The organism is Bacillus sp. FSL R9-9530 (assembly GCF_038008145.1).
GTDB classification, from domain to species: Bacteria; Bacillota; Bacilli; order Bacillales; family Bacillaceae_G; genus Bacillus_A; species Bacillus_A mycoides.
Window position 1 is genome coordinate 4,888,584 of record NZ_JBBOYO010000001.1, and the last position, 24,090, is coordinate 4,912,673.

Genomic DNA, 24,090 nt, shown 5'->3' on the forward strand with positions numbered 1-24,090 from the left:
ATGAAAGCTTTAATCGTAAGCGATAGTCATAGCTCTGTGAAGGAATTACAGCAGTTAAAAGAGAATTACGAAGGGAAAGTAGATGTCATGATTCATTGTGGTGATTCAGAGCTAACGCCTGCTCACGAAGAGCTACAAGGTTTCAAAGTTGTAAAAGGGAATTGTGATTATGCTAACTTTCAAGATGAAATTGTAACTGATGTAGATGGAATTCGTTTCTTAGTTGTACACGGTCATCGTCATAATGTGAAAATGACGTTACAAACGTTAGCGTATCATGCAGGAGAAGTAGGAGCGCAAGTAGCATGCTTTGGACATTCTCATATATTAGGGGCAGAATTAATTGATGGGATTTTATTTATTAATCCAGGAAGTATTTTGCTCCCACGCTCTCGTGTGGAAAAAACATTCGCTTTATTAGAAATGGATGAAAATCATATAGAAGTTCGTTTTGAAACATTAGATGGACAGCTGGTGGAACAAGCAATTTTTAAAAGAGGATAAGAAAAATTATCCTCTTTTAAAAAAGTGTTGACTTTATAAGTAGTTATGAATATAATAAATATTGTCGATAGGGCAACGGCGCTAACGAAGAAAAATAAAATAACATATGCGGGTGTAGTTTAGTGGTAAAACAAGAGCCTTCCAAGCTCTGGTCGAGAGTTCGATTCTCTTCACCCGCTCCATGTCCCAGTAGCTCAGCCGGATAGAGCATACGCCTTCTAAGCGTACGGTCGGGAGTTCGAATCTCTCCTGGGACGCTAAAAAAACCTTTGCGGTGACGTCAAGATCCGCGATATATAAGCTCTCTAATTCGTCAGTTGAATCGTACAATGTGCGGTCGCTAACGAGTTAGGGGGCTTATTTTTTTATGTCCAAAAGACGTGATTCTTTAACGATTGGTGAAGACTTATCGAATATTTTTAACGATAGATTGAAAAGTGATCCACGGAAGAAAGAGACCGCAGAGGGTCGTTATACGTTTAATTTAACAATCGACAAAGCGCTCGAGATAGTTGTACGTCAAATGAAGGCGACTGGCTTACGTGAGCGTACGATAAATGACTACTATTTACACGTTAGTCACTTTACGAAGATAACAGATACGCAATACTTAGAAGAATTAAACGTTAATCATATTTACGAGTGGTTATCGTCTATGAACGTTAGTAATCAAACGAAATTAACCCGTTTGAAGTGTCTAAAGGCGTTTCTAGGACGCTGCCACGATAACGGGTGGATTGATATTAACTTTTGGCGGAATGTGAAAATAAAAGTCGATACGCCTGTTAAAGAAGGTGCGACAGACCGTGAAATTAATATCCTGTTATCAGTGCTCGATTTAACACGATTCTTAGATTTACGGGATGCCACCGCTATCCTGCTTATGTATCAGACTGGAATACATGTCGGCACATTGGCGCAATTAGAACATAAACACGTCGATTTAGATGCGAAAGTATTAAGTATTGACGGCGGTATTATTAAGAATCATGAATCGATATATCTGCCGTTTGACGATGCTCTCGCACGATTGCTAGACGTTCTTATGAAACAAAACGAAATCATTCGCAGAGAGTATAAAGCGAAAAATGATTATCTCTTTATTACGAAGAGTGGCGGAAGTGTTGTAACTAGTCCGACTAATAACATCATAACAAAACGAATGACTAAACATGCGAAAGAATACGGACTTAAAAATATTAATCCGCACGCAATACGTAGAGGTTTTGCGAAGAATCTTCTAAAGAAAGGTGCAAATGTCGCGCTGATATCGAAAGCGCTAGGGCATAGTGATATATCTGTTACAACGCGTTATCTGCACTTAGATAAAAATGAAGTAGCGGAAAGTCTACGGAATTTCTTGTAAATAAAAAGTCCCCGACGGCAATCGGAGACTCAAAACATACACAAATCAAACTGAATACAGGACAATCCGCATCAGTCCGAATTTCTACCTTCATTCTATCGAAAAAAATCGAGGATTGCAAGGTGTCTTTAGTGATGTCTTTTTTAGGTATTGATGCGGTAAGTCAAAAAGCGGAAGCCGTGCCGCTATAAAAACGTAAAAGGTTAGCTAGAGCCGACGCAAATAACTCAGCGCTATACAATCAACGCATATCATTCCCCGTGCGTCGTATAGGTCTAGCCGATTGCGGGCATTGTACGGCAAGGGTGGAAATACGTTGTTACTACGGTAACAGGGTGTATCGAAAGATTTACGTACTATGGGACGTTTTGTAGTATAGAAAGTCGATATTACGAGAAATCGTAAAGGACGGGGAATGCGTTACTGAAAACCTCACACAACGAGCCGACGCTAGTTGTTAACGCCTTTACCTCTATTCGCATTGATATATACGAAATCTGACGAAGTTTAAATGCTTCGTTATTTTTTTATCTTTGCGAAATAGGGATTCAAACTGCGCCCCGCTTCCTACGACTTCCTCACCTCTGCTAGTCGATGCGTCACCGATTGTCAATAGCATAACTTCGATATTAAACGCCACTAGCGGAAGTGAGTTGAATATCGAAGGTCGACACAGGGCGCTACAAGAGGCGGAGGACTTACGCATGGAAAGACGACTTAATATAAGACAATACGCCAATAAAGGCGAAGACATAAACGCAACATTAAACAGATTAGCGACTTTAGCTAAGAAAGAAGTGGGAGATTGTTACACTGGAATATATGATAATAATAAATATAGAACGAAGATCGAGGCGCACTACATACTGCTGATCGAACGGCTAGCCAAAGACAATTGGTATCGTATAAACAATGAAACGCATTTTATCGAGGATTGTTTCCGTAAAATAAGGTATGCGATTAGATCGTTTGATATAGATCGAGGAGACTTCGACAATCGAGTTAGATGGCTAGTATATCAAAGTGTACGACATTATTGCGGAAGTAGAGGGAAGGAGCGAGAGGCGTTAACGTTGATCGGGGATATTAACGTATTGGAAACGTTAGAGAATTGTACAGATACTACGGAAGAAAAAGCGATCTATAATATAAGTACATATGAAGAAACTTACGCAAGGTTATACAAAAATATATGCAAAAAGGAAATAGACTTTGTTGTACTGGACGCAATGATACATACGGCGGAGAAGTCCGATAAGGTTACGGAGGCTGAAATCTCTAGAGTATTGTCGAAAAAGACGGGGCGATCATTTGATTCCGCTAGAAGTACGGTAAGAAGTTTTAAGACGAGACTGCGTAAAAGGAACGTCAGAAAGGGAGATATAGCGTGAGAAGCAAGCGAAAAGAGAGGTATCTAATCATATTCGCATTTTTATTTATGACCGCAGCAAAGGCATTCGGTAATCTATACGTAGCAGCTATCGGTGTTGCATTCGGATTATCGGTAGGTTTGGCATTTGTTACTGCGATGATTGGCGATTTTATACGCAAGAGGAAAAAAGAGGGGGACGCATAAAGATTCGATTTAAGAAAAATCGTAGCGGAATAATACATAAAGGGCAATATCGAAGTTCGTTACGTATGTGAAGTTGAGTCCCCTTTATGAAATCTACTATTAATATATACTGATTAATATGCATTAAACAACACTGGGGGAATTACTATGAAGTCATTGAAGAAAGTAGTTTTATTAGGGGTGGCTACAACGTCAATCTTTAGCGCTTGCTCTACGAAAGAACAAGCAAACTACGAGCCGTATAAGAAACACGACTCTGTTGAAACTGAGAAAGGAGAAGAGGAAACGTCCAGCCCGACTAAGGTCGAAAGGGTTGACGAAGAACCTGCGAAGGATGAGAAGCCGCAACAAGTGGAGGAATCAACGAAGGAAAACGCGGAGATTAACGACAGACGTCCATATTATAAAGATGCGAATAACGATGCACCAACCGTATCACTAGAACAGTATGACGGTATCAAGGTCGGAATGTCTGCGAACAAAGTCAAAGAGATAGCAGGTGCGCCTAGATTTATCGAGAAATATAAGTCGTTCTCTATCTACGGATATCTAGGGCAGGGTGGAGAAGGTTCGATGACTATAACGTTTAATCCTGATGGAAGTGTAACGAAGAAAGAGCAAGATGGTCTTAGAAATAATGCGGTTAAAGATGCGAAAGCTAACGAAGATCGTGCGACAGGTAATGGTGACCGTAATTCTAAACCTGCTACGAAATCTAGTACTAAAATTCCGAACGATTATTGCGGACATGGGCACGATGAAACGAAGGAACCAGAGCATGACTGCGAAAAGATTATTGATAAAGAGGCTCATAGAAGACATTTGGAACAACAGGAAAGAGAATATGAAGAACAACAACGCGAGGAAGCGAAGAAATATCAATCTGAATTGTCCGAAGAAGATAAGGCGAGAATCCTGCGTCAAGAAAAGCGATGGAATACACCTAGCGGTGGTATCGGCGATAAGTGGCAAGGTGAATTAAAAGAAATGGAAGAGCAGGAAGGTGCGCATTAAGGTTCGATTTAAGAAAGAAGGGGAATTATTGTGGTCAATTTAGAGAAGAAAGAAACCAACGAAAGGAAACGCAGTTTTTTTCCGTTAATTATCGCGGGATCTATCTTAATAGGCGGCGTCATATTGTACAAGATCGCTAATAACAAGGTTGAAGTCCGTCACGATCAACCTAAACAGGTTGAGAAATTAACGGCTAAATACGAAGAGAAGGTAAAAAAGGAGGAAGCGAAGAAGTCAAAAGAGGCGCAGAAAAAGGAGGTCGACGCTATTACCCCGGCACAATTTGACTTATCGAACGACCGCGGACTATATGGCGATCGTGGTATGCTGCATATTGGATCGTTTAACGCGTTAAATATTGGCGACGATCCCGAAAAAGTGGCTCACACGCTAGATCGTAACGCGGAATATGCTAGACGCACTAAAGTGATTGATAATGGAAAGGAAGTAGATGTAATTGAGTATAGTTATTCCACTTCGTTCGCATCGGTTGGCGCGTACTATGTCGAAGAAGGCGACAAGCTACGATTACATTCAGCCGATCACATTTCGTCAGATACAAGAACGAAGAAAATGACATTCACAACGCTTAAAAGCGATGGATCTCGCGAAACTAGCGAAAAGGAGGCGCGAAGCTAATGCAGAGTAATAACGTTAATGATCTAATTAATACGATACATAACGCACTAAAGGCGAATGGAAGAACAGAATTTCATGAGTTGCTACGACTTGTAAACGTAGGACGTACGGCGCGCGATAGTTATACAGAAGGTGAATTACAGAAAGCCCTTCACATGATGGGAAATGCGGGATTTATCGATGAGATACGCGAGTATTCAATCAATGAAAATAAGTAATATACATTGTGCGATCAATTGGATGCAGTAACAATGGAGCGGTATTCTATTTATAGAAGCGATTTAAAGGTGCGGATCAGTACAAAGTTAATGCGGCACGGCTCGGAAATGCTACCGAGAATTAACCACCTCGAAGATGTCGAACGGAAACCGATCTTCACCACTTGCCGCATTCGATGCACGAACATATGGCGGACACCACTCGCCTATATAACGAGGTTAAACTATAACTTAATAGTGAACTACTCACCAAATTAAATAGAAGGCGTTAGAAATCGGATTAACCACCCGAAATCTAGCGTCTTTTTAATTTGGTTCTATTTATGATGAGGTACGTACATTCATAAGAAGCGTACCGTTTTGATGTTCTTTCATGCTCTCCCAAAATTCTTTCATGGCATTACTGTATTTTTCAAAAGATATTTTATCAACATCTAACACTCGTTCCAAATTTGTTGTACGATATAAATCCATTAAACGAGTGCTATTTACTTTTTTAAAGTATTGAGGATATGCCTCATATAGGTTGGTAGAGGAGTGGCCACTTCCATGCTTATAAGTATTGGAGAGTAGATTGCATTCTCGAATCATTTTCCAAATGTCAGTTTCTACTATAAGCTCTTCATCGCCAAAAGGATTAGTAAATGTTAATTTTAATGCGGTGAATAAGTCAGTTAATTTACCGAAATTATTGAAAAAGTTATCATATGCATTCTTATTTTTATTGTCAATATGGGTAAATTTAACTTGATTAATATATTCATTAAAATGATGAGTCATCGCTTCATACAACCATTTCCTTAGTTGTTGTTCGAAAACTTGATATAGATTGCTTAGAGACATTAATTCGAATTGATAATGCATTAGAAATTGTTCATCAAGCCGTTCATATACATATTCACGAATTGAGTCTGCATAATCACCGTAATCAAAGTAATCTGGGTCAATGTAATTAAAATCGATTAGTACATTTTCAGCTTCTTTCACCAATTCAGCTTCTACTTCATCTGTACGAGTATTTAATCGTTCATATACTGCCTTAAATGTATGGTCATGTGTGTCTTTCAATACGTCATAAATCCGCACGTATTGATCTTTTGCAAAACTATTAAGATAGAATTTAAAGTTTAAGTTTCTTTTTTCAGTAACAGAATCTTTAGGGTTGTTACTACGCTTTCCCAAACTCCTCACAACCTTTTTGTAATTTATTTCAATTTTATCATTTATATAGTGGATAAAGAAGATTGTTTTTATCATCTTTTAACAGAACATACTTTAACCTTCTGTACCCGCGTAACCTTTCGTCTTCCTTCATTCCTAGACTTAGCTAATCTAGCATAAATTTAATAGCCCAGTCGTTGACACTATCGCCGTACTATTCTTACTGATATCTACCGCGGTAGCTGCATCGATTGTTACAGAACGTAGGCGACGCAAGGGGAGTGAATGATAAATGAGATAAAGAAATACGTTTGTAATGGCGGTGGTAGCATCGATTATTACTGCGAGAATTGGAGGTTTTTGCGGAAGAGGACGGAGTAAAACAGCCGTTAAGTTTAAGCTAAAATAAGGAGACAATATACTGATAAATCGGAGGAGGAATTACGATTGGGAGTTAGGGGAAGCGGAATTAATAATTTAGACGAAAAAACACCCGTTTTGGGTGCTTTAACAAAATAAACTTCTTTACTACTTCAAATTATATTAGACAGTTTGCTTACTCTTTTCCAAAGTTACTAATCTTAGAAACTTCAAGCCAACCTTGCTAGTTTGAATCCGCTGGTATTTAACTCCTGCTAACTTTACCTTTTCCACTAGACTAAACTGCATAAGTATAGGGGCAACTCTATGATATAGAAATAGTTCAATTTTATCATTTCCGACTTGATTATTTATACCTGATGCAAATGAATTACTTGTTAGAGTAAATAATTCATAAACGCTGAATCTTTCGCCCTTCAATTTTTCATCAGTTATCCCATATTCATCAGGACGAAGCATCTTCTGTTCCAAGCAAGACTTAACTTCCTCAAATGATGTACCATCTATCTCATTCTCTTTATCTATCTTAATTTGCAACTGTTGCAATTGTTTTTGTAACTTTGCATTCTCTTTCAATAGATTATAGTTGTCTTTCATGATACTACTAACATCTTTAATTTCTACCCCAGAAACCCAACCAGTTAGTTTTGTATCTTTCTCGTACTCTTTTAAAGACTCTAGAACCGCAATCTTAATATCCTTCAAATCAGAATAAAACTTTGAGATTTTATCAAGTACAACAACTCGGAACTCTTGGTATTTTACAGGATTTTCTCTTTCAGTGACATCAAAGCCTAATTTCATTACCTTCTGTTCTAAGGCTTTTTCATGTATAACAATTGCAAAACGTGGTTTCCCTAATTGTTTAGCATAGTCATACTCCCAGTGAGTATAGCTCTTTCCAGTTTCTTCATCTATACTTCCATACCTACCGCCTAGAATAAGCATGTAAATATCCGATTCTTCTATCCACTTTTTAATTGTTTCTTTTTGAGACGTATCTGCCGCCTTAAATAACTCCATACCTGCTGGTATATGTCCAGCATTCAGTACGGCTTGTACTGCGGTTTGTCTCTCTTCTTCTAAGTCAGTAAACGTTGATGATATAAAAACCTGTAATTTTTTCTGCATTTACCTCTATCTCCTCTTTAAAATAATTTATTAGCCTATTCCCAATTTTACCATTTTTAAAGGTAACAAAAAAGAGAACGACGTTTCGTTGGCGCTAACCTCAATGTAAACTCGTGTGATTTTATCGATGAAACGGCGGAAACCCTGTGAGAGTAAGGTTTACGATGGTTTACATGTAACGAAAATAGTTACATTCATTTACGTATACACGAAACTCGTAGGGATCAGTACACTTCGCTACATTTCGGTAGTGATAACTAGTAATTTATAATAGATTGCGTATAGTAATCGTTGTACATCGATACATATGTGTAGTGATCGCTATACATCAGCACGCCGCCGTATAGGAAGAGCGATCGAAATTTCAGGGGGTTATAATCTACTCGCACCTGATCGACAAGCCTCGTAATTTTATTTAATTTATGTTCGTGATCGTATACAACTCATGGAGTCGTAGAGGTCTAAGGATTCGAATGATCTTCGCTAGGGCTTCGTGAGATATCTGCGCATACAAAAAAGACAACGCCACTCAAAGCGCTGCCTCGTACTCTTTTACTTTCTTATAGAATGTCGCCTTCTTCATATTAACTGCCGCCATAAATTCGACTGCCATGATCTTCTTCGCTTTCCAATCGCTATACAATCGATCCCAGTCCGCAGGAAGCTCCATAACAGGGCGTCCGAGGTGTTTTCCTTTTTCCTTTGCTGCGTCGATGCCTTCACGTTGACGATCCTTTATCGTTCTACGCTCCTGCTCGGCGATTGACGTATAAACTTCGATGATAATGTTATTAATCATATCAATAACCCAGTCTTGACCTGCGGGAACGTCCGTCATTGTCGTAGGAAGGTCGATGATCTTAACGCGAATCTTTTCTCGTTTGAAATATTCGAGATACTCTTTGATCTGCGCTTTATTACGTCCCAGTCGGTCGATGGATTTGATGTACAATGTATCTCCTGCGCGCATCGCTTTAAGCATATTCTGAAAGCCCTCACGATCCATATCCTTTCCGCTTGCCTTATCGGTATAGATATATTTCTCATCTGTTACATACGGCTGCAACGCTTTATATTGTCGGTCTAAGTTCTGACTATTCGATGATACTCTCAGATATGCGAAATTAATTGTCATAATGAAAACCCCGTTTCTTTTTATCATTAACCTAAATATACACTGTGCGTCTATAAAGGTCAATTATTCAAAAGACGTCTACAAAGGTTTATTTTTGATAATTAATAGACTGATATCTGATCGTATTCTCAGTGTCTACAAACGTGTACCTTTTTAGACTACTACCCACGACGCATATTTATATAACAATAGCCCGCTATATGTTTTATGTTATGATACACTGCCATATCATTCGACCAACCCGACCAACCTACGAAGAACACGCCACCATACCTAGCTACGTATCTGATCGACCAACAGGCGCCTACCTATTCTGGATAACCCGATACGTATACCCCGATATAGGTAGGCTCACACGGCTTTATATGCTGCATTATAACGTCTCACCTAATACGATTATACTCGAATAACCTAGAAGCTTGTACGGTCTAATCTAAGGTATCTGATAGGGTATTGTACGTTGGTACATAACCGCAGGCTATCATACGACTACACTACGATGTACTGCATCAGCGCAGAGATAATCGTAAAGGGATTGAAAGCAGAAGCGATCTTCTTCGATTGTCTTCTTCTTTAATTGTTATCGATTGAATTCGATTGATAAAAAGATTGTGATCATCTTTCTTATTCGAATTAAGTTTCGAATGATTAAAGTCTTATCGATTAAGTTCGTGCAATTCTTTTCGATTGAAGTTATCGATTGCAATTTGTTTCTTCTTTCTTCTTCGCATCGAATCGAATTAAGTTATCGATTAAGTTTCGTTTATTATTTCTTCTTCGTATTTCTTTTCGTGAATCTTTCTTCGATTAGGAACTTCGAAACTCTTTTAAAGGCTCTCGCTCGCTGACGAGCGAAGAGGACGACCACCACGGCACGAGCCAACCCATGAAGAAAAATCTCGCCACCCCCCAAAGCCACCCACCGAGCCGCAGCAGCAGTCGTCTACAAATAGCGCACATCATTTTTGACTCAGGGGGTAAATTCCCGCAGCAGTGACAATATTTATCGATGTATTTACTAGTGTATTAACACATCCCCCACCGAGTTTCTTCTATATATAAATCCGAAAAAATTTCGCATATGATTTTTAAACTCAGGACATCGATAATTATTCGAGACGTTAACCCAAACCGTTAAAATTGTCGCGTCTATGTCTACGTAAGGCAAAGAAGAGAATAACGAAACGAGCGGCGGATATTATTTAAACGTCTTGTACGCTCTCATTAACATCTATATCTTATGCGTAAAGTTCGTGAGAGAATTCGCTTTTGAATTCGAATCACAATGTTTTTAAATCTTTATAGAAATAAATCTTTATATTAATTAATTCTTTATACCGTATGATGCATCACCTATCTAGACCGCTGATTAATCAGAGATAAGACCGCCGATCAATCAGACATCAAAAAGGAGAGTGGCAGAGAATGGCATTAACCGAGGCGCAGAAAAAGGCACAGCAGCAGGCGAGAGCAGATAAACGAAACATCGTCGCACAAATGGCAGCGAAAACGGCAGTAGCAGGCGAACAACCTGTATACGATAAATACGATCAGGAAACGCGGGATCAGGTGAATTTTATTCGAACGCCTTCCGATCTTTTCCACTATATGAATATGCAACCGTACGGAATTACGACGGAAACGCTATTTTTATATCAAATTATCGTTCAGTATTTCCGAAAGGAAGAAGGTTACGCATACCCGTCTCAATACTCACTGGCGAAGCTGCTAAAGAAAAACCTGTCGACGATCAAACGACATATTGCATTGTTGCGCGATGTTGGATTGATCCTAATTATAAACGATGGTCGCGGCACAAATAATCGTTATCAGCCGCTAATACCACTAACAGAAACAGAACTATTCGAACGCTTCCCACTGGCTGCGGAATACAAGCGGCAATTTTCAGAACAAGTGGACGAGTACAAGGCGAAGGACGTCCGCCGATTACAGGAAAGGCGCTCTAAAACGCCTTAGACTTCTATCGAAACAAAGTTTGTGCAACGGTCAAAAAATAATCGGAGGTATTACAAATGGAAAACACAACAGAACTAACTGAATTCGAAAAACATGAAATGTTGATGAGTGTGCAAGAGGAAAGAGATAAATTAAAGAAAGAGGTTCATGTGCTAGATCAGGTCGGGGCTTTACTGCTTTTACCCGATTCTCATGAAGTAATTACGAGTCAGGCTGCTGAGTTCTACAAAGTAACTAATCAAACGATTTACAATCTAGTACACGACCATCGCGAAGAAATCGAAAGTGACGGGTATAGAGTAGAAAGTACAAAAAAATTAGTCCCTTTCTTTAAGAAAGGCACTAAAATCGAAAGAAAAAAGGGATTTATGTTAATCGATGATTCAATAAAGATTCCATACGGTGATGTAGGTGTTTTCTCGAAATCTGCAATCCTACGACTAGGGATGTTATTAAAGGAAAGCGAAGTCGCAGTCAAAGTGCGAGATCTACTTATTAATTTAGAAAAAGCCGCGCCGATCGAGTTGAAATCGCAAATTATCGACGAAGCGACACGAGAAAAAGCTGAGAAGTTAGATAAATTAACGGAAAACATGCCTAAAGATGTAATGGATTCATTCGAAAGTATCATCGCTTACAGAGCGAATCAGATCGAAGAGGCAAACGCAAAACTGGCAGCAGTCGAAAAACGTAACGAAAATCTAGTCGAGAATGTATCGATCATGCAAAGATTAATCGATGCGAGTGAAGAAGAAATCGCAAAAATAAAAGAAGAGGCAGCAAAAAATGCGAGAAAGGCTGAGTGGTTTAATTCATATATAGATAGCGACTTAAATATGACGCTGCAAGAGTTCTGTAAAAGGTATTTAGAAGATTTAAGATCCACTGATTTTATCGACTGGTTAAGAGCAGATGGGATTTTATACAAAAATAAAAATGCTAACGGCGTACACCGAACGTGCAAGGGATTCAGATACTGGTTTGAGAATGTACCCGTGAAGCAGTATAACGGTCGAATGAAATCTACGTTAATGATTACACCTACTGGCGTTGTCAAACTGGCGATCAAGTACGAAAATGATCAACGATTAGAAGAGAGTTGGACGAAATTTGGAAACTAACGCGTCGGCAGAATGGCGCAATGCAAACCGTGTTACCGAGAAAAGCAGAAAAAAAAGCTACGCGATGCGAATCGCCCTAGCTGCGGGAAAAGATGCGATGTAATAAAAACTAAAGAAAATGTAACAACGTATACAAAAAGTTTCGTGATAGTTATACATAAGTATGTAGGGAATAAGCGACTGGTTATCACTTGTTTCTGTCATTTTGATACTATCCGATTATTTTTAAAGTGGCGGGGGTTCTCTCCTTTCCTCGTCGCTATCCATTGGATCGGTTAACGATTGGATCGCGTTAATACGATCACGGACGATTCGTTTTTAACCCCTTTTCGCCATCGCAGGAAATCACATAAAATCGCCAGTCTCCTAAATACTGCGGTAATTTCCCGCCTGTGGTGGTGCTTGATTATATTACGAAAAATTACGATTGAGGGCAAAATAAAAGACCAAATTCGGCAACATACGAAAAAGGTCAAATTGCATGTAACGCGGATTATTTGCCCGATCCGCACGCCTAGTTTTTATTTAAATATACGATGTAACGTTGTCTATCGATCAATAGGATAATGGTACAGGACGAAAAGAGGAATGTTAATGTATCAAATCACAAGCGACAAACTTCGATTAATCCGAGCGCTAACGGGCGTCAGTCAGCGACAATTCGCCAATCTAATCGGAGTAGACAAGAGGAGCGTATCAGCGTGGGAAGTTGGGCGATCAATCGCGAATCAAGATAGCGTTAAAAAGATCGTTCAATTCGTGGGCGAAGATAATTACAAACAACTAGATTCCCTATTCTATGCGATGGAAACACAGGAATTAACGCAGCGGTTACAAAGAAAGGTAGTGACTAGATCATGATCGTTAACCACCACGGCGAACACGTATCAGTCGAACACGACGAAGATGTTTTAAAAATAGTCGAGGAGATCACATTCGAGCCGACGCCGCTAAAAGATCAAGAAAAGCCGATCGAAGCCAATGAACTGCGATGGCTATACGAGCAGGCGAGATACATGAAGACGCGCGATACCGCTGCATTATATGCGATCAGCCGTGTTAATTATATCTATCAGAACGATAAGAGAAGATCAAACAAATAATAAAAAACTAATCGGGGGTACTTAAAATGACAACAACAACTAAATCTAGCGAACTACAAGGAAAACTAATGGAAGCACGAGGAATTCAAAAAGGACTAACTTCATATATGGCACAGGAATTTTTGCCGCAACTACGTTGGACAAGAACGAAAATAAACGGTGATCGCGACTTGACTGCGAGCGGGATCGCGAAGAAAGTCGAACAACATAGACGACAACAGGAAGTAGCGCTACTGGCTCATATTGACGGGCAGCATAAAGTATATACGGACATCGTAAAGGAAGTTCGCAGAGAAGCGGAAGATCTCTTAATTCAAGGCGTAGAGGCACCGAGCGAACGCGATCAAAAGTTGTTCGACATCGAAAAGAATAAACTTAAAAATGCGGCATTATTCGCGCCAACATCACAATCAAAAATCGCAGCACTAGGAAAATTCGCAGCACTAGGCGATCAAGGACAAGCATTCGCGCAACAAATTCAAGGCGAGTTCATGGAAATGGCACAAACTGCGATCACAGGCGCGTCAAATCCTGCCGACGTTATGGCATTAACGAAGTCACTAGGGCGAATTAATACGCAGCTAGAGGCGAGGGCATTCAGCGAGGAACAACACGAAGTAGCGGAAATCATAAAATCAGCTACGGCATTAGAAAAGATCCACTTCGTTAATACTGCGGTACTAGGGAACGCGTTAACGGAAGTATCAAAAGATGCGCTAGACTTCGCGAATGATAGAGATCGTTATCTAGTCGTACACGAAGAACGCAACAATCAATATCTTTTCGATCGTAATCACGGATATCTAATTAACTAGTAATAATAGTAGCGGATGCGCTAGAGCTTCCCTATAAAACGACAACGATCTATAACTAATCGATCAATAAAACATCGGAGGTAACAACAATGGAGAATATAACGCAGGCAGCAGAGCCAACAACGCAAGAAGTAACAAAGGCGAAGAAAATGAAAAGTTCCAACATCGTTGCGATGTTAGCAGAAGGACGAGAGCTGCACGGCAGTGCGTTTATTCTAGTAAATCAGGGTAGCGAAGACGTTTCAAATTGGACGATCATCACACAGGAGCCAAAAGGAAACGCAGGAATGTTTCGATATCAAGAGTCGATCAGACTGCGACAGGAAGTAGCGCAGCAGCATAGACCGTCAGTATTGTCGGGATGTCTATAATTTCACATAGCGTGTTGAATAATGAAGTCATAAATAAAAAACATATCGGAGGTAATACGATGGAATACGTAGATCAAAGGCGAGCGGAGTACGAAGCATGGAAGAAAGAACAGGCTGCGAAGAAAGAGGCAGAGAAAGTGAAGTAAGCCGCAGCAAGAGAGAAGAGACTAAAAGAGCAAGCCGAGATAAACCGTAGAGAGGTAGAACGCGGAGGAATCCGATCTGGCTGCGTATATGCACGTAATCTCGTTCCCGCGTTGGAAGAAGTGCCTTAAAGAGCAACGAACACAGTTTGTTCGAGGAATGGCGATGGCAAGGCATTTAAATAGCCGATAATATGCGGAAGGTTATCAAATGGAAATGATCGCAGCAGCTAACGATCATATCGATACGTATGTGATCAGCAACGAAGATTGGCGGGGAATATCCCGCCTTTCTTTCTTTTTGTAGACTATATTCAAAAAACACGATACCGAGAGTGACGGCACTCTATATATCTTAGGCAACGAAACGGTCAAGGAAGAAGAAGTCGTTAAGGCGTTAGCTAAAACGAAATAATCGAAAATGATCGGCTAGGGCTTCGGCTCTAGTCGCTTTTTTATGCGTAAACGATATAGATTGGTAACGAATGGAATCGCATCATTTACATTCAAAGAAAATAACGTTTCTAGTGTGATTTGGCAGCCGTTATCGGAACTTATCCCCGACAGTGTGTTACAATTAAACGAAGCGGAAAGCGAGGATCTCCAATTGACTGGACGTGTGATTGGTTGGACAGTTTAAGAAGGTTGTATAAAAAAGGGAGATGGCGCAAAGATGGCGAGAGCAAACGAGAATGATATAACGGAGAAATTGGCAGAAGGTCACCGAAAATATGGTGACGGCAACTTTACAATACAGAACATCGGTGATGAAACTAACCCAAATTGGACTGTCTTAAAAAACGTGAGGAAGGGAGCGGCGGGTATTCACGAGGGCGAAGATATATTTAGCCTGCGATCAAAATATATAAAATAGTGCGGAGATGGGCGGGCATCACTTCGTCTGTCTTTCTTTTTATAGACTATATGCGGAAATTGCGATGCCGAGAGAAGCAATTCTAGACGATTAGATTTAATGTGATGAACAGGTTTATGCGCCTATATGCGTTCTATTTCGATTTAATTAGATTAAGAGACGGGCGGAAGTGAGGTGAGCGGCAGATTTGCTACACCTTTTTTATTATTTATGTGATATATTTAGAAGATAATATTGTAAAAATTAGATAATACAATATTACGCAAGTTGCGTAATAAGAAGGAGAGGATCATGTGAAAATTGAGGAAGTAATAGCGTTGTTGAAAGAAAGTAACGCTAAGGAAGTTGGAAAAGAAATTGGTATGTGTGATAAAAGGTTGTTAAAGGGGTTAAAAAATGCAGGGTATAAATATAGTAAAAAAGATGGTATAGGTTGGTATTTTACAGGACAAGGGGAAGCGTCTTTAAAAGCGGATATCCGAGAATTTGTAGAGGTTGCCGATGCTAAGAAGCTAGAAACTACAAATGATGCACTTACGAAAAAAGAAATAAATATGTTTCGAAAACTCATGAGCGAATGGGTTCAGATTAAAAACGTATTTAATGAGATCATGCAAGAAAAGGAAAAGATTTTGGCGCAGAAGAATACTAATACGATTCATTCGTTACATGAACGCATTAGAGAAAGTGGATCGAAAGAAAAGGTTAGCAGAACGGTGAATCTCGGCAAGGAGGTATGTACGAAATTAGGTACAGTCGAAGATAAGCATCGTTTAAATCGTGATGAAATTGTAGAGATTGCGCTTTTTGAGTTCTTCAAGAAGTATAAGGTGTAATAGCGGTGAGAGGGACGTAGGATTTCGTTATCTACGCCCTTTTTTCGAATATAAGTGCATAAGGTTGCGCTGAGAAACACAATTTGAGACGATTATCTTGTCTTCCGTGGATATAGTTATCATCTAAATGCGTCAGAATCGTCGATAGGAAAATCGGTAGAATAAAAGAGTTTTCAACGTTGACGTAGAGCCGTACTATAGCGTATAATATTAATTAACAAAAACGGTCAGTTGACCGCCCAAATGAACGTTCAGCAAACGATGAAAGAGTCGTTTATATATCGTAGGTAAATGACGGAACGGGAGTTCGAATCTCTCCTGGGACGCTAAAAAAACCTTGTTATCTTTTGATAACAAGGTTTTTTGTTTGTTTTAAATTAGTTATTAATAAATTTTTCAAAGACAAAACCGTAATCTTTCACGTTATATTGCTTTTTCGTATCAACGAGCCAGTTAAAGGCGATCTCGTTCATCTCTTTAAACTGTTCTGCTAAATTTACTTGTGCATTTGAAATACGGCTGAAAGCGTTAGATGCCATATCTAAACTTTTATGTGCATACTGCAATGTAATGTCGTTGTCGTATGAAATTTCTTCGATTTTAAGAAGAGCCTTATATAAATCTTTTAATTCTTCAATATGTTTTTTATGAACATCAATTGAGTAATGCTCATCTCCCATTTGAAATTTAATTTCTACATCTAAATCAATCGTTCCTGCAGTTTCAAGTGCTACGTTTTTAATTTGATATTTACTATAGCTAAAGCGGCGTAATGTACGTTTTTTGCTTGTGGCACTTGTACCATCTAGGTGAATTAATCCTTTGTTTGTAAAGCAATATTCATCTGATTTTGATTTAATAAGAAAGTAAATTTTCTCCCCATCTTCATGCATCACGTAATCATCAGCATCAACCTTATCATAATCTTTTGGTGTAATGACAGAACCTACATCGCTTAATCCTAAAACATCAGCAGCCATTTTTTTGAACATATATAATCCCCCTTGTAAATTAAATTCTTAATTGTACAAAAATATATTAACATGATTTTAAACTTATTTTTGAAATCTTACAACTCTGTAAGGTAAGTGTAAGGAAGTTCGATGGTAACAAATTACTAATCTTATATAATGAAGATAACAACGATAAATGAGGAGGAAGAGATGATGAAAGGATTAATCGTAACGGGTTTAACAGTAGCTTTTGGGTTTGTGGCGTATGAAAAGTTAACATATGTAATTGATGTTGTAAAACATTTAGTAGCGTAGAAAAAACTGCTATGAGAGGGAAAGGGAATGAGTGAATGAATGGAATGGTTATTTGGAATTATAGGTACTTGTAGTGTAGTTTTATTGTTCTTTGTCCCGAGTGGTATACTTAGCTCGACAACGAGTTTGTTCTTTTTAAGTTTGTTTGCTTGTACGATGCTTATTATTATGTTTTTAATGAAGCGAAGTAAACCAATCTTCTATTTTAGCATGATTGTTATGGCAATTATTGTTCTCCAAATTATTACCCTTGTTATATACCCCACAATTATAAAAGCTTTCCATTAATGATGAACCCTCTGCCGTCTGTTGCTGAGGGTTTTTGTTTGTGAAAAATGAATTTCATTTAGAAGTTTGTTGCTTTTTTGTTATGAAAATAGAATATTCCTATATTTCAAATAAATAATTTTGGAATGTTGTGTTCTCATTACGCATTTGATATATTTACTTTGAAGATCATTAAAATCTAGAAAAAGAGGCGGACGTATGGATAAAAAAGAAAATACGGTCGTATTGTTTCCGCAACTATCAGAACGCTATATTGATAAAGGTTTTTTAGCGTTGAAAGAGCGGGAATTCGAAGATGCATTGCGCTGCTTTGAAATATTACGTCAGTATAATGCAGAAACGGAACAAACAGAATTAGCTTCCGTTATTTGTTTGCTAGAATTAAAACGTATGGAAGAAGCGAAAGAAAAATGTGAGCAGTTGCTTGAAACAGGAGCTGTATTATTTGGTGATATTCTTGAAACGTATGTAACTATTTTAGTTCAAACAAATGATTATGAAGGTGTCATTGAAACTGTTGAGGAAGTTTTGCAAACGAAAGATATAATTCCTGAGCAAAAGGAAAAATTGGCGCGGCTTGCTTTGTTTGCGCAAGGGATGCTGAATGAAGAAGATACACCGCTAGTGGATTCGAATTTTGAATTAGAAGAATTTACCGATGGGCTTTTTGGAGAAAACTTTGGTCAAAAGCTAAGAGTGATCCAGAAACTTTCGTTAAAAGACCTGGATCTCGCACTTCCTACTTTAAAGAAATTTTTAATAGACGAAGATCAGCACCCTTATTTAAAAACTTCTATTTTGTATAAAATGGTAGAAAATCAAATAGAAGAAGAAATAGAAGTAGAGAAGTTTGGAAATACGATAAAGGTGATTCCAGCATTTACAGGTCATAATGAGGAGCAATCCGATAAAATTATACATAAATTCTCAAACCGATTAGAGCAAAGTTATCCAGATATATTTAGTACGATGGTTACATACTGGAAAGAATTACAAATTAGTATTTTTCCGTTCCCTCTATTAATGGATAAAGTAGAAATTTGGGCTGCTGTCTTAGAGAGAATTGGAAGAAAGCGTTTCGGATTGGCTATTGATGAAGAAGAACTTATGACAGCATACAATATTGAGTTTGAGGAATTTCATATTGCCTATCAATGGTTACTGCGCATTGAAAGAGAAGGGTATTTGCCCGTATAATTATGAAAAAGAATCGTTCAGTTATTGAAACGAGCACATTCTATGTTATAATGTAAGGGTTGCAAAAGGCAGAAATCTGCCTGTTTGTAAGAGAAGAGGAGTATAATTCTCTTACTTAATATGTTTCATATTAGTCTCGAACAAAATATACCGTAGTTGTCTTTTAGACAATTAGTAGATTGGAACATTGTATCTGAAAGCTTTTTGCTAGAGGGTTATTTGTACATTTGTTATTTCAAGAAAGAGATAATAAAAATTTTGATCTATAGAGGTATGTGCATACATTATTATAGTTGGAGGGAAAGAATAAATGTCTACAAAATGGGAAAAATTAGAAGGTAACGTTGGCGTTTTAACAATCGAAGTTGATGCTAAAGAAGTAAATAACTCTATCGACGCTGCATTCAAAAAAGTAGTAAAAACAATTAATGTACCAGGTTTCCGTAAAGGAAAAATGCCTCGTCCATTATTCGAACAACGCTTTGGTATTGAATCTTTATACCAAGATGCTTTAGATATCATCTTACCAAAAGCATACGGTGAAGCAATCGATGAAGCTGGTATCTTCCCAGTTGCTCATCCTGAGATTGACATCGAGAAATTCGAAAAAGGCCAAAACTTAATTTTCACTGCAAAAGTTACTGTAAAACCTGAAGTTAAATTAGGTGATTACAAAGGTTTAGCGGTAGAAAAAGTTGAAACAACTGTAACTGACGAGGATGTAGAGAACGAAGTAAAAGCTTTACAAGAGCGTCAAGCTGAACTAGTTGTTAAAGAAGACGGAACTGCTGCAGATGGTGATACAGCTGTAATCGACTTCGAAGGTTTCGTTGATGGCGAAGCATTTGAAGGCGGAAAAGGCGAAAACTATTCTCTTGCAATCGGTTCTGGTACTTTCATCCCAGGTTTCGAAGAGCAAGTAATTGGTCTTAAATCTGGTGATTCTAAAGAAGTTGAAGTATCATTCCCAGAAGAGTACCATGCTGCTGAATTAGCTGGTAAACCAGCAACATTCAAAGTAACAATTCACGAAATCAAAACAAAAGAACTTCCTGAGTTAAACGACGAGTTCGCTAAAGATGCTGACGAAGAAGTTGCAACTCTTGATGAATTAAAAACAAAACTTCGTACAAACTTAGAAGAAGGCAAAAAGCACGAAGCTGAGCACAAAGTACGTGACGAAGTAGTAGAATTAGCTGCTGCTAACGCTGAAATCGACATTCCAGAAGCTATGATCGACACTGAGTTAGATCGTATGGTTCGTGAATTCGAGCAACGTTTAAGCCAACAAGGTATGAACCTTGAGCTTTACTACCAATTCACAGGTACTGACGCTGACAAATTAAAAGAGCAAATGAAAGAGGATGCACAAAAACGTGTAAGAATCAATCTTGTTCTTGAAGCTATCATTGAAGCTGAAAACATCGAAGTTACTGAAGAAGAAGTAACTGCAGAAGTTGAAAAAATGGCTGAAATGTACGGTATGCCAGTAGACGCTATCAAGCAAGCTCTTGGAAGCGTAGACGCTTTATCTGAAGATCTTAAAGTGCGTAAAGCTGTAGACTTCTTAGTAGACAACGCTGCATAATAAAATAACAAGGCGCGATTTTAATCGTGCCTTGTTTTATAAATATAGAAATATATTTATAAAACTTTTCGATGAAGAAGGAAAAGTGCCTTTGTAAGTCGAATATACATATTTCAAGAGTTTTAAAATTTTTTTATTTGTACATAACTAGTCATATTATTTGTATTTCTCGCTACGTAGTGACATAATATGTATTTACATACGATACATTTATCGTGTACATACGAAGGCAAGAGGTTAGCACTTTGTAAGGGGTGTGAAAATATGTTTAAATTTAATGATGAAAAAGGTCAATTAAAATGTTCTTTCTGTGGTAAAACACAAACGCAAGTTCGAAAGTTAGTTGCAGGTCCAGGTGTTTACATTTGTGACGAGTGTATCGAGCTTTGTACTGAAATTGTACAAGAGGAGCTTGCGAAGGACGAAGAAGTAGAATTCAAAGATGTACCGAAACCGGTAGAAATTCGTGAAATCTTAGATGAGTATGTCATCGGACAAGATAACGCGAAAAAAGCACTAGCAGTAGCGGTATATAACCATTACAAACGCATTAATTCTAACAGCAAAATTGATGATGTAGAATTAGCGAAGAGTAATATTTCACTTATTGGGCCAACTGGTAGTGGTAAAACATTATTGGCACAAACATTAGCGCGTATTTTAAATGTTCCATTTGCAATCGCGGACGCAACATCTTTAACAGAAGCTGGATACGTTGGGGAAGATGTAGAAAACATCTTACTAAAACTAATTCAAGCGGCTGATTACGATGTAGAAAAAGCGGAAAAAGGAATTATTTATATTGATGAGATTGATAAAGTGGCACGTAAGTCCGAAAATCCATCAATTACACGTGATGTATCTGGTGAAGGTGTACAGCAGGCACTTCTGAAAATTTTAGAAGGTACTGTAGCGAGCGTTCCACCTCAAGGTGGTCGTAAGCACCCGCATCAAGAGTTTATTCAAATTGATACAACGAACATCCTATTCATTTGTGGTGGAGCGTTTGATGGCATCGAGCCTATTATTAAACGTCGCCTTGGTGAGAAAGTAATTGGATTTGGTGCTGAGAAGAAAAATGCTGATGTAAATGAGAAGCATGTTTTATCTCACGTTTTACCAGAGGATCTTTTAAGATTCGGTTTAATTCCGGAGTTTATCGGTCGTCTTCCAGTTATTGCGAACCTAGAGCCGCTTGATGAAGATGCTCTTGTAGATATTTTAACTAAACCGAAAAATGCACTTGTTAAGCAATTCCAAAAATTATTGGAGCTTGACGATGTTGAGTTAGAGTTTGAAGAAGGTGCACTAGTTGAGATTGCGAAAAAAGCAATTGAACGTAAAACAGGTGCTCGTGGACTTCGTTCTATTATTGAAGGCTTGATGCTTGATGTAATGTTCGAACTTCCATCTCGCAAAGATATCGAGAAGTGTATTCTTACGAAAGAAACAGTAGCTGATAATGAACCGCCGAAATTGGTGTTACAAGACGGTACTGTACTTGATACAAAAACATCTGCATAATGCGAAGAAGAAACAGCAATTTTTATAATTGCTGTTTTTCTTTATGTTTAGCACTATTCCTCCCAGGAAATACTAAAAGGTAAAACATAGCGGGAGGAAATGAATTATGAGCTGGACAAATATATTTTTACTTGTTCAACTTGTTTTTGGCGTAATTGTCGGATTGTATTTTTGGCATTTACTTCGAAATCAGCGAACACAAAAAGTTTCAATTGATCGAGAATCGAAAAAAGAATTAGAGCAGCTTCGTAAAATGCGTGAGGTTTCTTTAACAGAGCCGCTTGCGGAAAAGGTACGTCCTACATCCTTTATAGACATTGTAGGGCAAGAAGACGGGATTAAGTCGTTAAAAGCGGCTCTTTGTGGTCCTAATCCGCAACATGTGATCATATACGGTCCGCCAGGTGTCGGAAAGACAGCGGCAGCACGCCTTGTATTAGAAGAAGCGAAACGAAATCCGAAATCTCCATTTCGTACAAATGCAACATTTATCGAACTTGATGCGACGACAGCTAGGTTTGATGAGCGTGGTATTGCGGATCCATTAATTGGTTCAGTGCATGATCCTATTTATCAAGGAGCAGGTGCAATGGGACAAGCGGGTATCCCGCAACCGAAAAAAGGGGCTGTAACAGATGCGCATGGTGGTATTTTGTTCATTGATGAGATTGGTGAATTACATCCAATTCAAATGAATAAAATGCTAAAAGTGTTAGAAGATCGGAAAGTGTTTTTGGAAAGTGCGTATTATAGTGAAGAAAATTCGATGATTCCAACGTATATACATGATATTTTTCAAAAAGGTTTACCTGCAGATTTTCGTTTAGTTGGTGCAACGACACGTTCACCAGAGGAAATTCCTCCTGCAATTAGGTCGCGTTGTTTAGAAGTGTTCTTCCGTGAGTTAGATACAGAAGAAATTCAAAAAGTAGCGAAAAATGCAGCTGACAAAGTGGAGATGCAAGTAGGTGAGAACGGTATCGAAATGATTGGGATGTATGCAAGAAATGGGCGAGAAGCAATTAATCTCGTGCAAATTTCTGCTGGTATGGCGATAAATGAAGAACGACCTTTCATTAAAGATGAAGATATTGAGTGGGTTGTTCATTCTAGTCAGCTTACACCAAAGTACGAAAAACGTATTTATCCAATTCCGAGAATCGGTCTTGTGAACGGGCTTGCTGTATATGGGCCGAATACAGGTGCGTTATTAGAAATTGAGGTAACAGCTATTCCTGCGAAAGATAAAGGATCAGTAAATGTCACTGGAATTGTAGAAGAGGAAAGTATTGGAAATCAAACGAAATCAATCCGCCGTAAAAGTATGGCGAAAGGTTCTGTTGATAATGTGTTAACAGTACTTCGTTCTCTAGATGTGTTGCCAGAAGGGTATGATATACATATTAATTTTCCTGGTGGTATCCCGATTGATGGTCCTTCAGCAGGTATTGCTATGGCAACAGGTGTATATTCAGCAGTGCATCGTACGTATGTGAATAATGAAGTAGCGATGACAGGTGAGATAAGTATCCACGGAGAAGTGAAGCCTATTGGTGGTGTGTACGCAAAAATAAAAGCTGCGAAAAAAGCGGGAGCTAAGAAAGTCATCATTCCGGCTGAAAACATGCAACCATTTTTGTATACAATAAAGGGAATTGAGATCATTCCTGTTCGCAAATTAAAAGAAGTATTTGAATTAACATTTATGCAGGAAAATATGCATCGTGAGCTTGATGCACATAATGATTTGGGCGAAACAGATGCACAATCAATGTGAGAATATACAATAATAAAAATTTGCCAGACTTCGTTTAAGTTTGTATGCTTAAGCGGAGTCTTTTTTCTTTTCGTGAGGCACAA

At 38.5% G+C, this 24,090-nt stretch carries 26 protein-coding genes and 2 tRNA genes; 24 read left to right on the plus strand and 4 right to left on the minus strand.

Translation table 11 applies throughout. The features are described 5' to 3' along the window. From MKX66_RS24775 to MKX66_RS24815, 9 genes are all read left to right on the plus strand, one after another. The gene (locus MKX66_RS24775) at positions 1-504 is read left to right on the plus strand and encodes a metallophosphoesterase (protein WP_341087312.1); all 504 of its coding nucleotides are present in this window, start codon (positions 1-3) and stop codon (positions 502-504) included. Between the two features lie 108 nt (positions 505-612). Next, positions 613-686: transfer RNA gene (locus MKX66_RS24780), tRNA-Gly, on the plus strand. 1 nt (position 687) lies between these two features. After that, a tRNA-Arg gene (locus tag MKX66_RS24785) sits at positions 688-761 on the plus strand. A 110-nt stretch (positions 762-871) separates the two neighbouring features. Further along, entirely contained in the window at positions 872-1,870 is a 999-nt protein-coding gene (locus MKX66_RS24790) for a tyrosine-type recombinase/integrase (protein WP_341087314.1), read from the plus strand. Positions 1,871-2,574: 704 nt separating this feature from the next. Beyond that, positions 2,575-3,261 carry a hypothetical protein gene (locus MKX66_RS24795; protein WP_341087316.1) on the plus strand — a complete coding sequence of 229 codons (687 nt, stop codon included), beginning with the start codon at positions 2,575-2,577 and terminating at the stop codon, positions 3,259-3,261. Then, positions 3,258-3,446 carry a hypothetical protein gene (locus MKX66_RS24800; RefSeq protein WP_341087318.1) on the plus strand — a complete coding sequence of 63 codons (189 nt, stop codon included), beginning with the start codon at positions 3,258-3,260 and terminating at the stop codon, positions 3,444-3,446. Before MKX66_RS24795 ends, MKX66_RS24800 begins: the two co-directional genes overlap by 4 nt. Before the next feature lie 147 nt (positions 3,447-3,593). After that, a complete protein-coding gene (locus MKX66_RS24805; protein WP_016091618.1) occupies positions 3,594-4,460 on the plus strand; it encodes a hypothetical protein in 867 nt (288 codons plus the stop codon). Between the two features lie 30 nt (positions 4,461-4,490). Next, positions 4,491-5,099 (plus strand): hypothetical protein, encoded by a 609-nt coding sequence (locus MKX66_RS24810; protein ID WP_341087322.1) that lies wholly within the window; start codon positions 4,491-4,493, stop codon positions 5,097-5,099. Beyond that, the gene (locus MKX66_RS24815; protein ID WP_001191568.1) at positions 5,099-5,317 is read left to right on the plus strand and encodes a hypothetical protein; all 219 of its coding nucleotides are present in this window, start codon (positions 5,099-5,101) and stop codon (positions 5,315-5,317) included. Before MKX66_RS24810 ends, MKX66_RS24815 begins: the two co-directional genes overlap by 1 nt. A gap of 321 nt (positions 5,318-5,638) precedes the next feature. Here MKX66_RS24815 and MKX66_RS24820 read toward each other — a convergent pair whose 3' ends face one another. The 3 genes from MKX66_RS24820 to MKX66_RS24830 all read right to left on the minus strand — a co-directional run bounded on the left by MKX66_RS24820 (position 5,639) and on the right by MKX66_RS24830 (position 9,125). Next, positions 5,639-6,403 (minus strand): hypothetical protein, encoded by a 765-nt coding sequence (locus MKX66_RS24820; protein WP_341087324.1) that lies wholly within the window; start codon positions 6,401-6,403, stop codon positions 5,639-5,641. A gap of 618 nt (positions 6,404-7,021) precedes the next feature. Further along, positions 7,022-7,990: a DUF4062 domain-containing protein gene (locus MKX66_RS24825; RefSeq protein ID WP_341087326.1), complete on the minus strand. Its 969-nt coding sequence runs from the start codon at positions 7,988-7,990 to the stop codon at positions 7,022-7,024. A gap of 529 nt (positions 7,991-8,519) precedes the next feature. Beyond that, complete coding sequence (locus MKX66_RS24830) at positions 8,520-9,125, minus strand: recombinase family protein (protein ID WP_341087328.1); 606 nt, start codon at positions 9,123-9,125, stop codon at positions 8,520-8,522. Positions 9,126-10,550: 1,425 nt separating this feature from the next. On the opposite strand from MKX66_RS24830, the gene MKX66_RS24835 reads away from it, so the two are divergent. The 10 genes from MKX66_RS24835 (at position 10,551) to MKX66_RS24875 (ending at position 16,365) form a co-directional block, all read left to right on the plus strand. Further along, entirely contained in the window at positions 10,551-11,102 is a 552-nt protein-coding gene (locus tag MKX66_RS24835; protein ID WP_341087330.1) for a helix-turn-helix domain-containing protein, read from the plus strand. Between the two features lie 56 nt (positions 11,103-11,158). Continuing rightward, positions 11,159-12,223, plus strand: a complete 1,065-nt coding sequence (locus tag MKX66_RS24840) for a phage antirepressor KilAC domain-containing protein (RefSeq protein WP_341087332.1) — start codon at positions 11,159-11,161, stop codon at positions 12,221-12,223. A 594-nt stretch (positions 12,224-12,817) separates the two neighbouring features. Beyond that, positions 12,818-13,084 (plus strand): helix-turn-helix domain-containing protein, encoded by a 267-nt coding sequence (locus tag MKX66_RS30940; protein WP_445662209.1) that lies wholly within the window; start codon positions 12,818-12,820, stop codon positions 13,082-13,084. After that, a complete protein-coding gene (locus MKX66_RS24845) occupies positions 13,081-13,326 on the plus strand; it encodes a hypothetical protein (RefSeq protein ID WP_341087335.1) in 246 nt (81 codons plus the stop codon). Before MKX66_RS30940 ends, MKX66_RS24845 begins: the two co-directional genes overlap by 4 nt. A 26-nt stretch (positions 13,327-13,352) precedes the next feature. Continuing rightward, positions 13,353-14,141, plus strand: coding sequence for a hypothetical protein (locus MKX66_RS24850; protein ID WP_341087337.1), 789 nt, complete (start codon positions 13,353-13,355; stop codon positions 14,139-14,141). Positions 14,142-14,230: 89 nt separating this feature from the next. Then, entirely contained in the window at positions 14,231-14,512 is a 282-nt protein-coding gene (locus MKX66_RS24855; protein ID WP_341087338.1) for a hypothetical protein, read from the plus strand. Beyond that, positions 14,503-14,658, plus strand: a complete 156-nt coding sequence (locus MKX66_RS24860; protein WP_341087341.1) for a hypothetical protein — start codon at positions 14,503-14,505, stop codon at positions 14,656-14,658. Before MKX66_RS24855 ends, MKX66_RS24860 begins: the two co-directional genes overlap by 10 nt. Positions 14,659-15,112: 454 nt before the next feature. Continuing rightward, entirely contained in the window at positions 15,113-15,295 is a 183-nt protein-coding gene (locus tag MKX66_RS24865) for a hypothetical protein (protein WP_341087342.1), read from the plus strand. A 33-nt stretch (positions 15,296-15,328) separates the two neighbouring features. Further along, entirely contained in the window at positions 15,329-15,529 is a 201-nt protein-coding gene (locus MKX66_RS24870) for a cytoplasmic protein (RefSeq protein ID WP_201031839.1), read from the plus strand. 293 nt (positions 15,530-15,822) lie between these two features. Further along, positions 15,823-16,365, plus strand: a complete 543-nt coding sequence (locus MKX66_RS24875) for a CopG family transcriptional regulator (RefSeq protein ID WP_341087343.1) — start codon at positions 15,823-15,825, stop codon at positions 16,363-16,365. Between the two features lie 377 nt (positions 16,366-16,742). Here the strand turns inward: MKX66_RS24875 and MKX66_RS24880 are convergent, their stop codons facing one another. Then, positions 16,743-17,357 (minus strand): PH domain-containing protein, encoded by a 615-nt coding sequence (locus MKX66_RS24880; RefSeq protein WP_000473869.1) that lies wholly within the window; start codon positions 17,355-17,357, stop codon positions 16,743-16,745. 315 nt (positions 17,358-17,672) lie between these two features. Here MKX66_RS24880 and MKX66_RS24885 point away from each other — a divergent pair, with 315 nt between their 5' ends. From MKX66_RS24885 to lonB, 5 genes are all read left to right on the plus strand, one after another. Then, positions 17,673-17,921 (plus strand): hypothetical protein, encoded by a 249-nt coding sequence (locus MKX66_RS24885; protein ID WP_001983650.1) that lies wholly within the window; start codon positions 17,673-17,675, stop codon positions 17,919-17,921. A 198-nt stretch (positions 17,922-18,119) separates the two neighbouring features. Beyond that, entirely contained in the window at positions 18,120-19,118 is a 999-nt protein-coding gene (locus MKX66_RS24890) for a hypothetical protein (protein WP_341087345.1), read from the plus strand. Positions 19,119-19,428: 310 nt separating this feature from the next. Continuing rightward, on the plus strand, positions 19,429-20,706 hold the full coding sequence (gene tig / locus MKX66_RS24895; protein ID WP_002015345.1) for a trigger factor: 1,278 nt from the start codon (positions 19,429-19,431) through the stop codon (positions 20,704-20,706). A gap of 264 nt (positions 20,707-20,970) precedes the next feature. Then, a complete protein-coding gene (clpX, locus tag MKX66_RS24900; RefSeq protein ID WP_000472285.1) occupies positions 20,971-22,230 on the plus strand; it encodes an ATP-dependent protease ATP-binding subunit ClpX in 1,260 nt (419 codons plus the stop codon). 106 nt (positions 22,231-22,336) lie between these two features. Then, the gene (gene lonB / locus MKX66_RS24905) at positions 22,337-24,007 is read left to right on the plus strand and encodes an ATP-dependent protease LonB (protein ID WP_341087347.1); all 1,671 of its coding nucleotides are present in this window, start codon (positions 22,337-22,339) and stop codon (positions 24,005-24,007) included. The last annotated feature ends 83 nt before the right edge of the window (positions 24,008-24,090 follow it).

Coding starts and splice junctions, on each gene's coding strand:
- MKX66_RS24795 (WP_341087316.1), top strand. CDS start 2,575: ATGGAAAGACGACTTAATATAAGACAATACGCCAATAAAGGCGAAGAC.
- MKX66_RS24815 (WP_001191568.1), top strand. CDS start 5,099: ATGCAGAGTAATAACGTTAATGATCTAATTAATACGATACATAACGCA.
- MKX66_RS24865 (WP_341087342.1), top strand. CDS start 15,113: ATGCGTAAACGATATAGATTGGTAACGAATGGAATCGCATCATTTACA.
- MKX66_RS24805 (WP_016091618.1), top strand. CDS start 3,594: ATGAAGTCATTGAAGAAAGTAGTTTTATTAGGGGTGGCTACAACGTCA.
- clpX (WP_000472285.1), top strand. CDS start 20,971: ATGTTTAAATTTAATGATGAAAAAGGTCAATTAAAATGTTCTTTCTGT.
- MKX66_RS24775 (WP_341087312.1), top strand. CDS start 1: ATGAAAGCTTTAATCGTAAGCGATAGTCATAGCTCTGTGAAGGAATTA.
- MKX66_RS24855 (WP_341087338.1), top strand. CDS start 14,231: ATGGAGAATATAACGCAGGCAGCAGAGCCAACAACGCAAGAAGTAACA.
- MKX66_RS24790 (WP_341087314.1), top strand. CDS start 872: ATGTCCAAAAGACGTGATTCTTTAACGATTGGTGAAGACTTATCGAAT.
- MKX66_RS24825 (WP_341087326.1), bottom strand. CDS start 7,990: ATGCAGAAAAAATTACAGGTTTTTATATCATCAACGTTTACTGACTTA.
- MKX66_RS24835 (WP_341087330.1), top strand. CDS start 10,551: ATGGCATTAACCGAGGCGCAGAAAAAGGCACAGCAGCAGGCGAGAGCA.
- MKX66_RS24880 (WP_000473869.1), bottom strand. CDS start 17,357: ATGTTCAAAAAAATGGCTGCTGATGTTTTAGGATTAAGCGATGTAGGT.
- MKX66_RS24860 (WP_341087341.1), top strand. CDS start 14,503: ATGTCTATAATTTCACATAGCGTGTTGAATAATGAAGTCATAAATAAA.
- MKX66_RS24830 (WP_341087328.1), bottom strand. CDS start 9,125: ATGACAATTAATTTCGCATATCTGAGAGTATCATCGAATAGTCAGAAC.
- MKX66_RS24885 (WP_001983650.1), top strand. CDS start 17,673: ATGGAATGGTTATTTGGAATTATAGGTACTTGTAGTGTAGTTTTATTG.
- MKX66_RS30940 (WP_445662209.1), top strand. CDS start 12,818: ATGTATCAAATCACAAGCGACAAACTTCGATTAATCCGAGCGCTAACG.
- MKX66_RS24840 (WP_341087332.1), top strand. CDS start 11,159: ATGGAAAACACAACAGAACTAACTGAATTCGAAAAACATGAAATGTTG.
- MKX66_RS24870 (WP_201031839.1), top strand. CDS start 15,329: ATGGCGAGAGCAAACGAGAATGATATAACGGAGAAATTGGCAGAAGGT.
- tig (WP_002015345.1), top strand. CDS start 19,429: ATGTCTACAAAATGGGAAAAATTAGAAGGTAACGTTGGCGTTTTAACA.
- lonB (WP_341087347.1), top strand. CDS start 22,337: ATGAGCTGGACAAATATATTTTTACTTGTTCAACTTGTTTTTGGCGTA.
- MKX66_RS24890 (WP_341087345.1), top strand. CDS start 18,120: ATGGATAAAAAAGAAAATACGGTCGTATTGTTTCCGCAACTATCAGAA.
- MKX66_RS24850 (WP_341087337.1), top strand. CDS start 13,353: ATGACAACAACAACTAAATCTAGCGAACTACAAGGAAAACTAATGGAA.
- MKX66_RS24845 (WP_341087335.1), top strand. CDS start 13,081: ATGATCGTTAACCACCACGGCGAACACGTATCAGTCGAACACGACGAA.